The 11,949-nt window shown below is 39.1% G+C and carries 10 protein-coding genes; 8 read left to right on the top strand and 2 right to left on the bottom strand.

The window, feature by feature from the left end; genetic code table 11:
- The first annotated feature begins 134 nt into the window (after positions 1-134).
- The 5 genes from D5R40_RS25290 to D5R40_RS25275 all read left to right on the top strand — a co-directional run bounded on the left by D5R40_RS25290 (position 135) and on the right by D5R40_RS25275 (position 4,377).
- On the top strand, positions 135-473 hold the full coding sequence (locus D5R40_RS25290; protein WP_124146755.1) for an anti-sigma factor antagonist: 339 nt from the start codon (positions 135-137) through the stop codon (positions 471-473).
- Positions 474-818: 345 nt separating this feature from the next.
- Entirely contained in the window at positions 819-2,258 is a 1,440-nt protein-coding gene (locus tag D5R40_RS25285) for a GAF domain-containing SpoIIE family protein phosphatase (RefSeq protein WP_124146754.1), read from the top strand.
- Positions 2,259-2,444: 186 nt separating this feature from the next.
- A complete protein-coding gene (locus D5R40_RS25280) occupies positions 2,445-2,867 on the top strand; it encodes an ATP-binding protein (RefSeq protein WP_124146753.1) in 423 nt (140 codons plus the stop codon).
- A gap of 42 nt (positions 2,868-2,909) precedes the next feature.
- Positions 2,910-3,173 (top strand): hypothetical protein, encoded by a 264-nt coding sequence (locus D5R40_RS36035; protein ID WP_161564665.1) that lies wholly within the window; start codon positions 2,910-2,912, stop codon positions 3,171-3,173.
- A gap of 298 nt (positions 3,174-3,471) precedes the next feature.
- Positions 3,472-4,377 carry a S66 peptidase family protein gene (locus D5R40_RS25275; RefSeq protein WP_124146752.1) on the top strand — a complete coding sequence of 302 codons (906 nt, stop codon included), beginning with the start codon at positions 3,472-3,474 and terminating at the stop codon, positions 4,375-4,377.
- Between the two features lie 300 nt (positions 4,378-4,677).
- Here D5R40_RS25275 and D5R40_RS42170 read toward each other — a convergent pair whose 3' ends face one another.
- Positions 4,678-5,061, bottom strand: a complete 384-nt coding sequence (locus D5R40_RS42170) for a hypothetical protein (protein WP_205127692.1) — start codon at positions 5,059-5,061, stop codon at positions 4,678-4,680.
- 623 nt (positions 5,062-5,684) lie between these two features.
- Between D5R40_RS42170 and D5R40_RS25265 the strand changes: the two genes are divergently transcribed.
- Complete coding sequence (locus tag D5R40_RS25265) at positions 5,685-7,517, top strand: ABC-ATPase domain-containing protein (protein ID WP_124146751.1); 1,833 nt, start codon at positions 5,685-5,687, stop codon at positions 7,515-7,517.
- A 1,036-nt stretch (positions 7,518-8,553) separates the two neighbouring features.
- Here D5R40_RS25265 and thrB read toward each other — a convergent pair.
- Positions 8,554-9,471: a homoserine kinase gene (gene thrB, locus D5R40_RS25260; RefSeq protein WP_124155406.1), complete on the bottom strand. Its 918-nt coding sequence runs from the start codon at positions 9,469-9,471 to the stop codon at positions 8,554-8,556.
- A gap of 1,031 nt (positions 9,472-10,502) precedes the next feature.
- Between thrB and D5R40_RS25255 the strand changes: the two genes are divergently transcribed.
- Complete coding sequence (locus tag D5R40_RS25255) at positions 10,503-11,699, top strand: LL-diaminopimelate aminotransferase (protein WP_124155405.1); 1,197 nt, start codon at positions 10,503-10,505, stop codon at positions 11,697-11,699.
- On the top strand, positions 11,626-11,844 hold the full coding sequence (locus D5R40_RS42865) for a PEP-CTERM sorting domain-containing protein (RefSeq protein WP_124155404.1): 219 nt from the start codon (positions 11,626-11,628) through the stop codon (positions 11,842-11,844). The genes D5R40_RS25255 and D5R40_RS42865 overlap by 74 nt, the downstream gene beginning before the upstream one ends.
- The last annotated feature ends 105 nt before the right edge of the window (positions 11,845-11,949 follow it).

The raw sequence follows: 11,949 nt of genomic DNA, 5'->3' as shown, positions 1-11,949 counted from the left end.
TTCCCTGTTCCCTGTTCCCTGTTCCCTGTTCCCTGTTCCCTGTTCCCTGTTCCCTCGCTAATGATATGATAGAAAAACCAAAAATATCGCTCAGTAGTATAAATTACGACGAAATTAATAAATAAGGGAAAATTATGGCTTTTACAGCAAATCTAGAAACAACAAACGGCATCGCTAAAATAACTTTATCTGGAGAGCTAGATGGGTCTACTGCTCCAGCTTTTAAGGAAAAAGTAGAGGAAGCAGCAGCCGAAAGTCCGAAAAGACTTGTTTTGATGATGAATGACCTAGAGTATATGGCAAGTGCGGGTCTCCGGGTATTGATTTTCTCTAAACAAAAAATGGGCACAGGTGTTGATATTTATATGGTAGGTGTTCAAGAAATGGTGCTGGATACCATCAAGAAAACAGGTTTCGATCAAAGTATTTATTTACTGGATGAATATGATGCAGCTAAGATAGAGAATATTTAAATAAAATTTATGCATTGAAGAAATAGTCAGTAGTGGGGGCGAACAACCGTTCCCCCGTAGATGGAACAAGGCAGCTATGCTGAAGACATCCCCCCTACCCCCCAGGGCTGTTTCATTCTCGATAGACACGGGGACACGGAGACACGGAGACACAGGAGACACGGAGACACGGGGATGGAGGCTTTGAATTTATGAGATTAAGTTGACTTTTCACCATTTTAGTCAGAGCCAAAGGGACGCTGCATAGCAGTGGGAGCATCTTGCTCCCATACCATATATTCCTTTTTCCTGTATACAATTACTATGCAGGACTACCTAAAAATAAGGCTAAGAGTATTAGAAACAATGGTATCTACAGAAGAAAACTTGAGAGCAGAAATAGACTCACTACGTCAGGAGATGACTAAACTCCAAGATGAAATGGTGGCTTTCCGACTCGCTCAAAAAATACTGATAGAAGTCACAAGAGGTTGTCATTGCTCACCAGGAGGAATTATTAGAGGAGCTTTACAAAAAACTTTAGATGTTTGTGCTGATGTATCCTGTAATGCGGAGAAAGGAAGTTTATTTTTACTAGATCCCGCATCTGGAAAAATTATAGATGCTATTCTGACTCGCGCGGAAGTAACTCCAGAACAACGTGCTAAATTAATTGGTAATGTTTTAGATAAAGGGTTAGCAGGTTGGGTAAGTCGCAACCTTGAGCTAGGACTAATTACAGATACCGAACAAGACGACCGCTGGTTGACTTTACCCGATCAACCTTATATAGTTCGTTCAGCATTGGGTGTTCCAATTATCAATGGAAAAAAAGAGTTGCTTGGTATCATTACCTTGCTGCATTCTCAAACAAATCATTTTACTTTGAGAATGGCAGAGTCAATGCAAGCTATAGCGGAACACATCGGATTAGTATTAGAAAATGCCAGACTTTATGGGCAACTCGATACTTATTCTAAAGCTCTAGACAATGAATTGGAAAAGGGTAGACAGATTCAAATAGACTTTCTTCCCTACGATCTTCCTAAGTTGGATGATTGGGAAATAGTTGCTTGTTTTCATCCAGCAAAGCAAGTGGCAGGAGACTTTTACGATGCTTTCACATTTGATAACAATCAAATAGGATTAGTAATTGCAGATGTTTGTGATAAAGGAGTAGGGGCAGCATTATTTATGGCTCTATTCCGCAGCTTAATTCGTATTTTTTCTGGGGAAATTCAATTCCGAGGAACAGCAGCTCCTATACTTCAAGCACATAAACCTAAAAATTCTGATTGGATAGGTGAGTCAAATGCAACTAACTTAGCTCACCAGAATGCTCTTCAAGCTGTTCGTCTTACAAACAACTATGTTGCAGAAAAACATTGGCAAATGAGTATGTTTGCCACATTATTTTTTGGGGTGCTAGATCCGAAAACGGGTATACTCAGCTATATTAATGGAGGACATGAACCGCTATTTATTGTTAATCAAGATGGTATAATAAAACAACTATTAAATTCTACTGGTCCTGCGGTAGGAATGATGCCAAATATGCAGTTTGGAATTCAGCAGGTTCATTTAGAAAGGGGAGATATATTAATAGGTTATACTGATGGAGTAACTGAGGCAAAATCTCCTGATGGAAAGTTATTTACAGATAATAAGCTAAAAGAAATAGTAGAAAAATCTGCTAATTCTGCCTCAGAATTGATGGAACGCATTAAAGATAATTTATTTAATTATATGGATGATGCGCCACAATTTGATGATATTACAATATTAGCGGTGCGTCGAAATTATTGAAGAAGGCATAAGGCAGAAGGTATCCCCCCCTTCCCCCCTTTCAAAGGGGGGAGGTAGAAGGGAGAATTGCATGGTGGGATTCAAACCCAAAACAATTTTAAGGACTGCGGGTGACGATGGGGTATTAAACCCGCCACACAAAAGATGAAAATTATTACTAAAAAAAACTAAAAAAAAAGGAGCATTATGAAACCTTTAATAGTGTCAGCTAACCTAGACTCTTTAGGAAAAATTGGTCAGTATATTATGTCGGCAGGAAAAGAAGCTGGTTTAGAAAAAAAAGCATCATATAAATTACGTTTAGCAGTAGATGAAATAGCAACAAATATTATTACTCATGGCTATGATAAAGCTGGTTTAGCAGGAGATATTTCTGTACAAGCAGAAATAAATGAGCACAATTTAACTGTTTATATTGAAGATACAGCCATACCTTATGACCCTACTCAAGCAGAAATGGTAACAGAAGAAACTTTACAACAAACCTTAGATAAACGCCCTATAGGTGGATTAGGAATATATTTAGCAAAAGACAGTGTTGATAAGTTTATGTATAAACGAGTAGGTGACCGAAATCGTAATATTTTAGTTGTGAATCAAGTTAGGTAGTGGTGTCGCCGTAATGATAGAGGGAGATGGGAAGATGGGGAGATGGGGAGATGGGGAGATGGGGAGATGGGGAGATGGGAAAGAAACCGAAATACATCCTCTCTCTTGGTCGATTGGATATGGCGAGGAGACCCGTTCTTGCAGACCCGCTCCGAAGATCGCCATCCCACCCTACGGGAAGCTCCGCTTTTTCCTAGGTCATACTCCGCAAACATATCGCGCAGCGTTAACGGAGTTGTGCGCCAGCAAAACGACCGCTTTCTTTTCATTGGAGCGGAGGCGATCGTAGCTGATATCATTAGATGATTTGTCCCTAGTTCAATCAATACCATTACTGTTGAAAGAATGGATAAAATTATAACATAACTTTGGTAAGGGTAAGGAAGAAGTAAGAGGGAAGAAGGCTTAAAAGCCTGAAAAAACTTAAATATGCTGTAGATATTCACGCTAACTTTTACAAAAACGACACTAGGGGACATGATATGATTCATAACGCGAGCAAGATGCTCCCACTAATTATCCTAATCAACCTGACGGTTGCTATAGTTCAAATAACGGAAGATAAATAATCAAACTTCTTCCTTTTTCCTTCTACAATAATAATATGCTAAATCAAAATTGGTTAAAACCTGGTGACTTACTACAAGTTATTTCACCAAGCGGTTGTCTGCGAGAATTAGATGCTTTTGAAAAGGGAGTGGAAATTTGGCGATCGCATGACTACCAAGTAGAATTAACTCCTGGTTATGATGAGAAATGGGGTTATTTAGCAGGTACAGACGAAAGTCGCCTCACTCAATTAATAGCAGCGATGAGTAATGAAAATTATCGTGGTCTTCTCTGCTCTAGGGGTGGTTATGGTACGACTCGCTTACTCGAAAACTGGCCAAACCTCAATGATTTTTCATTGCCTGCTCCTAAATGGTTGATTGGTTTTTCTGATATTACTGCCCTGTTGTGGACTTTTAGTAAAATTAGCAATTTTTCCTGTGTTCATGGTCCATTATTAACTACTTTAGCTGCAGAACCAGAGTGGTCAATTCAACGACTATTTGACTTGGTAGAGGGTCGTTCCCTAGAACCTTTAAAGGGCAATGGTTGGGGTGGAGGCCAGGCAAAGGGATATTTAATGCCTGCAAATTTGACTGTAGCTGGTCATTTATTAGGCACTAAGTATCAACCAGATTTGACTGGGACAATTTTAGCCTTAGAAGATACAAATGAAGTTCCTTACCGTATTGACCGAATGTTGACCCACTGGCGGATGGCTGGGGTTTTACAGCAGGTAAATGGTATTGCTCTGGGGCGGTTTAGTCAATGTTCCCCTGGCCTTATGAATAATACAGAGTTTACTGTTGAAGACGTATTGCGCGATCGCCTGTCCGATCTAAACATTCCCATTGTTTCCGAACTTCCTTTTGGCCACGATGGTCCTAATGCTGCTTTACCTGTGGGAGTTGAGGCCAATCTTGATGGTGACAAAGGTATTCTAGAAATTAACAGGAAGTAGGGAGTAGGGAGTTGTTAGTTAGGATACTTGACTACTTCCAACTTAATTTCATTGTGATGGGAGTACAACCTCTAAGCATTCTTCATCTTTTCCCAAGACTTAGTGATTTTTCCTTCCTGAATTTTAACCTTTTGGCGAGTCAAAATTTTTTATTAAAAATTCCTGCTAATCGGTAAATTTAGCCAGGAGCTTAACTCCTGAGCAAGGCAATCACGCTCAGGGGGAGTCAAGTCGAAATTATTATTCCATCTTAAATTATCACCTACTGTGAATTTCTTCGTTCCTACCCAAATGTTAATTTTAGGAGGTACTGCAAGAGTACCTCCTTCGCTCTCTTTGTATTATATATGAGGGGGTAATTTCAATTTGTGTAATCTTTTGTCGAGGTGCAGTTAATTGCCACCACCTCAACCCGAATATTTCCAAAGAGTGAGAAATCTTTGATTGAGTAATACGAAATCTAATTGTTCCAAATAAAATCGAGATAAAAGATTTAGCCTCAATATAAGTTTGAACTAAGGCAAAACCTTTTCCTAACCCCATCTCTACATCAAAGTAATCCAGGTATTGAGGAATAGCTGGATGTTCGATAAATTTCAGCACCTCAGCTTCCCGCTCAAACAGTTTCAGTTGTTCCCAAGTGAAGTCAGGACTGAATAGCAACAACTTCACAACAACCAACAAATTTGTTTGTAAGTCATTAGCAAGAAAAGTTCTACGACCAGTTTGACCGCCAAGTACAGATTGGATACGATAGCGATCGCCTAAAACTTGACCAATGAATTGCTCTATCTTTTTTGCTGTTAATTTAGATATTTGGACTGGTTGTTTGTCTGATACCCAATTTTTTATCTGACTTTCAGTATAACTAAATCCAACGAAATTTTCCTATTATACTCAGTAGTAAAATATTTCTTATCTTTTTTTTCTGATTTTTAGGCTTGATATTATACTTGAGCAAGAGTATAATTAGAGGTTTGGATTAACTTATACATTTTGGAAAATAATGGTTATCATTAGACCATAATTACAAATTTTACTGTAAGGTTTTTGGTTACTGATTAAATATATGTTCTAATCTATAAAATACTCTGTATTCTTACAGGCACTGACTATAAAAGATCAATCGTCAAATACAAAATCTTAATAGTGACCAAAAAATAAGGTCTCCTGTCCCTTGAAGGGGAATAAACAAAATAAACTTCAGTATTTCAAGCCTTTGACTTTCCTGCGGAATGCGGAAGCTCACAGCCAGAGGAACTGATAACTGATAACTGATAACTGAAATGACACCTGATACCTGAAAAATGACTAATCAACAAACTCTGAGGCAGAAACTTTTAGACCTAGACAACTGTAACTACAAAGCCTACAGAGACATTCAAGGTAGTTACGAATTTCCTGACTTTACCCTAATCATTGATTATATTCAGGGAGACCCCTTTGGCGCTCCTAGTAAACTTCGGGTACAGGTGCCTTATACAGTTGCTGCTTTTCCTCCAGAACTTTATAAAAGTCCAATTCGAGAAGTTGCCCTACGAGATTTCCTGACTCGTAAATTTGACAGAATGGCTTATGAGGTCAGTGGACGCCGTGGCACTGGCAAAAGTGGGATGGTGGCAATTACGAAAATGGGACAGGAAGTGCTGGAACGAACATCGGTATATTTGGCTAATATAGATCCTCCAGCTCCTAAAGTTGTTTCTCCTGGCTCAAACCCCGCTTTACAAAGAGGAAAACCGATAAAATTAAAAAACAATCCTCAAAAAGGTGTTGAAGTACGGTTAATAGTTGGATTACCGGCAAATGGTCGTCGTATTCTAGGCAGACAGGCCGCAGAAATGTTGTGTGATGATATGCCTTATATTGTTCATCGGAGTCTCAAATATGAACAATTAGATGCTGATGCTTGTCGCCGTCATGTAGAAACTGTAGAAGATACAGATTCTTTACGGAAGCAGTTGGTGGAAAAAAATTTGGTTGCTTTTGTTGCTAATGGTGCAATTTTACCACGTCGTAGCGGGGTTGACAGTCGTCCTTTGTCATCTGAGAATGTAGTACCATTTCAGTCTCCTGCATCTTTGGAGGTAGAGCTTGAATGTCCGAATCAAGGTAAAATTTCTGGCATGGGAATTTCTAAAGGTGTGACTTTAATTGTGGGTGGCGGTTATCATGGTAAGTCTACTCTCCTTAAAGCGATTGAATTAGGGGTTTATAACCATATTCCTGGTGATGGACGTGAATTTGTGGTGACAGATCCAGCAGCGGTGAAAATTAGGGCAGAGGATGGTCGTAGTGTTGCAGGTGTAGATATTTCGCCGTTTATTAATCAATTGCCTCAAGGTCGTTCTACTACTGAATTTACTACTGAAAATGCTAGTGGTAGTACCTCTCAAGCTGCAAATATTATGGAAGTTTTGGAGATAGGTGTTAAAAAAGATCCACCTGAAGAAATTGCTACAACTTCGCCTATATTGTTAGTAGATGAGGATACGGCAGCAACTAATTTTATGATTCGCGATCGCCGGATGCAAGAACTTATTGCGAAAGATAATGAACCGATCTCTCCTTTTATTGATAAGGTAAGACAGTTATATAATGACTATCAAGTATCAACAATTTTGGTTATGGGTGGTAGTGGTGATTATTTTGAAGTGGCAGATAAAATCATTGCTATGGAAAACTTTAAAGCAAGGGAAGTTACAGAAAAAGCTAAAGAGATCGCCGAAAAGTATGTTACTGGTCGTACTCCTGAAGGTGGTGAAGAGTTTGGCGAAATTCGAGCGCGGATACCACTATCAGAAAGTTTAGATCCCAGTCGGGGACGACGAGATGTGCGTTTAAAAGTACGAGACGTTGATGAGGTTGTATTTGGTAGCGAGGATGTTGATCTCTCTAGTGTTGAACAGTTAGTGAGTAAAGACCAACTAACGGCGATTGGTGCAGCTATGGTTTATGCTAAAAAACAATACATGGATAGTGATCGAACATTGTCAGAAGTTGTTGATGCTATTATGGTAGATATTGAATCTAAAGGTTTGGATGTTTTGCTTCCTTTTCCACAAGCAGATTTAGCTATCTTCCGACGTTTTGAGTTGGCAGCAGCGATCAATCGTTTACGCACTTTGAAAGTTAAATAATTACTGCTGAGGAAAAATAATGTTTAATATTAACATTTAGCATAAGCTGTTTAGCATTGAAATTGGGTATATAAATATTGACTCATTGAATAGAGCTGATAGTTTAACAGTCTTTCTCTGTTCCCTGTTATATTATGTCCGGTTGAATACTGATAAATAGACCTCTGGTGAAAAAGATATAAATTTTGGCCTGAAGTAGGGAACAGGGAATACCAAGCATGACAAATGTTTGCTACAAATAATTATGTGAGTACTTAGGAGTCAGAACTCGGAACTCAGTTAGGGTCTCCGTCGTTAGGGCGACGTACAGAATTAATATATTAAGTCTCATTTCTTAGGATGTCTTTTTAGTCACTTGTAACATCTGATGTCAAGTATTTTAACTCTTCTAATTATTCGTAACATTCTTTTTTCACGCTTGGTAGAACAGGGAAGAGCTTTTTGGGAAAAAGGTACAAAAAATGATTTATTTGGTGATATCACCTCCGGTTGAATACTGATAAATAAGTGAGTAGGGAGTAGGGAGTAGTAGGGACGTTGCATGGAACGTCTGTAGGTCTTAGAGAGAAAAAAAAGATTTGCGATAGCAACTGAAAGGATAGTTTTTTTCTCTCTAAGACCTACAGACGTTCCATGCAACGTCCCTAGGTCTTAGAGAGAAAAAAAAGATTTGCGATAGCAACTGAAAGGATAGTTTTTTTTCATAACTAATAGAGTTGTGGCTAAATAGATGGAAAAAATCGCTCCAACCTAGACAGAGCAATAATTCCAAAACTTTTTAGCTGCCAATAGCTACAATCCTGACAGAACAAAGTTTTTGAGGATTTTTTAAGTTATAAAGCGACAAGTCTAATTATCCGGAGATGATATTACCTGCACGTTTGCATACCAGTCTGCACCGAAAGTGCTATATGTATATTTAATCTAGAAGGAAAAAATTATGACGATCGCTAAATTTATGGAAAATTTGGACAAGCATTGGTGTTTGTTTGCCAATTATACCAAGGTAGCGATCGCCTTCTATCAAATCACCAAGCTAATTACAAATTGCTCCTGTAGTATCAATATCTAAAGCTTTTACTTCTGTAACTACTCCTTGATTTTTCCAAGTATCTGCCATTGCTGTTACTACTGCTGATGTTGTGAGTGAATTTGTCAGTGCTAATAAAGTCGGTCCGGCACCACTAATTACCATTTCATCAGCACCAGCATCTAAAGCAGCTAATCTGACTTTTTCATATCCTTTGATTAGAGACTTACGGTAGGGTTGGTGAATTTTATCTTGCATTCCAGCTTTTAACCAATCTCCATTACCAGTTTCTAAACCTCTTAACAAAATGCCTAAATGGGCAGCATTGAATATTGCATCGGCGCGACTGTACTCTGTTGGTAAAACTCGTCGCGCTTCTGCTGTTGAAAGTTCAAAATCTGGAATTGCAACTACTGGCACAATATCAGAATGCCAAGGAATATCACATATTTCCCAACCAGTAGGGGTGGAAGCTGTTAAACAACAGCCGCCGAGTAAGGCAGGTACAACATTATCTGGGTGTCCTTCAATAGCGATCGCTAAATTCATTATTTCTGTTTGATTCAAAGGATGTCCCGCCAGTTGATTTGCTCCGAGTAAACCTCCGACTATTGCAGTAGCTGAACTTCCTAAACCTCTAGCTAAGGGTACGCCTAAGTCGATTTCTATTTCTACAGATGGCGGTATTTGGTCGAGATGTTCATATAATTTGACGAATGCTTGATAGGCGAGATTGGTATTATCTGTGCTTACTCGTGCAGCTTCTTTGCCAGTGACAGAAATTTTGAGTTCTGTTGCGCTATCCGCAATAGAAAATTTTAAGCGGTTATATAAGGAGAGAGCAGCACCGATGCAGTCAAAACCAGGGCCGATATTTGCAGTAGTTGCGGGAACGGTAACGGTAACAGAGGAAGGTGTGGTCATTTCAGTTATCAGTTATAGCGCTACGCGCTAGGGAATAGGGAACAGGGAACAGGGAATAGCAAACTGTAAAAGGATTTTCGGATTGAAAAATGTCCTAACCAATTCTTGTAGTGCTATATCAGTTATCAGTTATCAGTACCTCTGGCCTCAGTCGGAGGCAAGAAAATACTGAAGTTTACTTTTTTCATCCCCTTGAAAGGGGAGGCTATTGACCCTCTTTTTTGGTCATTGTTATTTTATTAGTTAGAGTAGTTTATTTAGAATACTGAATAATTTGCGTAGTTGACAATATTCTCAGGACTTACGCAACGTTTTTCTGTCTAATACCAGTTTCTCCTCTTGCCTCTATCCCACGAAGACTCCATGGCTCAAAATTGTCATCAAGGTCAAGATACCATCAGGGTTCTATAAACCTCCTAGTTAACATATTCCTTTTCTACTAATGCGTATGTCGCAATAATACAGTATAAGACAAACGTATTTCAGAGATTGGTGGAGAAACCTAGAGCGACCACTGAATTCAGATCCCTTCTCTACTAACAGTACTTTGATATTTTTTATAGCGAAAATGCCTTCAAAGCTAGTAGGGGCAAGGGAAATACGTTGCTCTGGCTAAAAATGGCTCTTTGCGTAGCATTCCGCAGGAAAACCTAGATATATCAGGAAAAAGGTTGGTTAAATGTAAAACCTAGACTATATAAGGATTTGATGCTGTTCTTAACATATTTTTTCCCAAAGTACCGCTAATGCGTATGTCGCAATAATACAATGCAATACAAGTGTATTTCAGAGATTGGTGGAGAAACCTAGAGCGATCGCTGAATTCAGATATAAAAATCTTGATGGAAATATAGATGGGAGAATGGGGAGTTGGGTGTATTTAAGTATTTTCAATTATTGCCTAATTCCCATGTACGACTGTGTGCCTCTCAAATTTTGACTTTTGACAGCGGGTATTGGAAGATTGACAAAATTGGGGCAAAAGTAAAGTAGATAATAACTACACAAGTCAATTCAGAGGTGGAATCAAAATGCAATTATCACAACGTTTAGCCCCCCTAAGCTTTAATGTATTTGCCGATATGGACCGGGCAAAAGCATTAGCAAAAGCAGCAGGGCAAGATTTAATAGATTTGTCTCTGGGGTCTTCTGACTTACCAGCGCCTCCCAAAGCTCTAGAAGCGATCGCTCAATCTTTGTCAGATTCTACTACTTACGGCTATTCGTTATTTTCTAACACTCAAGCTTTTCGGCAAGCAGCAGCTCAGTGGTATACTGACAAATTTGACATTCCAGTAGACCCAGAAACTGAAGTCTTACCTCTAATTGGTTCTCAGGAAGGTACGGCTCATTTACCTTTGGCTATACTTAATCCTGGTGATTTTGCTTTACTGCAAGACCCTAGTTATCCTTCTCATAGTGGTGGGGTGTTTTTGGCGGGGGGTCAAGTTTACCCTATGCCTTTATTGGCAGAAAATGGGTTTTTGCCAGTTTTGGCAGACATACCTCCAGCTGTCTTATCTCAGGCAAAAATGATGGTTTTGAGTTACCCTCATAATCCGACAACAGCGATCGCTCCTTTATCTTTTCTCCAAGAAACTGTTGCTTTTTGCCAAAAACATAATTTAGTCTTAGTTCACGATGCTCCATATTTAGACTTTGTTTTTGATACCTTTTCTCAAGCACCCAAAAAACAATCTATCGCTCCTTCTATTTTTCAAGCTGACCCAGAAAAAACTGTTTCTATAGAATTTTTTACTATGTCTAAATCTTATAGTATGGGCGGTTTCCGAGTTGGTTATGCCATTGGTAATACTGAATTGATTCAAGCTTTGCGACAGGTTAAAGCTTGTATTGATTTTAATCAGTATCAAGGCATTCTCAATGGAGCGATCGCTGCTTTGACTGGTCTTCAAGAGGTAGTTCGAGAAACTGTGGATATTTTTCGCCAACGTCGGGATGTGTTTGTTGGGGCATTAGATCGAATTGGTTGGCCTGTGCCTACTCCATCGGCCACTATGTATGTTTGGGCAAAGTTGCCGGAAGCATGGGCCAATAATTCTGTAGGTTTCTGTGTGGACTTAGTGAAAAATACTGGGGTTGCAGTAGCCCCAGGAGCTGGTTTTGGTAAAGCTGGAGAAGGGTATGTGAGGTTTGCTTTGGTTCATAAGTCGGAGGTTTTGTCAAGGGCTGTGGAGAAAATTTCAGTGTTTTTGCAGAAATGCTGAAGGTTCTCACGAAGGTCTCTACAATTTCGAGATTACATCAGCAGGTGGTATCTTATCTGAATCTGTACCTGAGCCTTCTAGTTTATTAGGTCTAATGACTATCGGTGGTTTAGTTGCTGCTACTAAGCACAAGTCTCAAAAGTAAATCATTCCAATAGCTTCTTTGCTTGTGAGTGAATAGTTTGACAGTATTAATATCATGTCCGGTTAAACAGTGATAAATAAATAACTAGGGAGTCCTCAGGAGTCA

Source organism: Okeania hirsuta (assembly GCF_003838195.1).
Classification (GTDB): domain Bacteria; phylum Cyanobacteriota; class Cyanobacteriia; order Cyanobacteriales; family Microcoleaceae; genus Okeania; species Okeania hirsuta.
The sequence above is the reverse complement of the archived record's forward strand: the minus strand, read 5'-3'. Positions and strand labels throughout refer to the sequence as shown.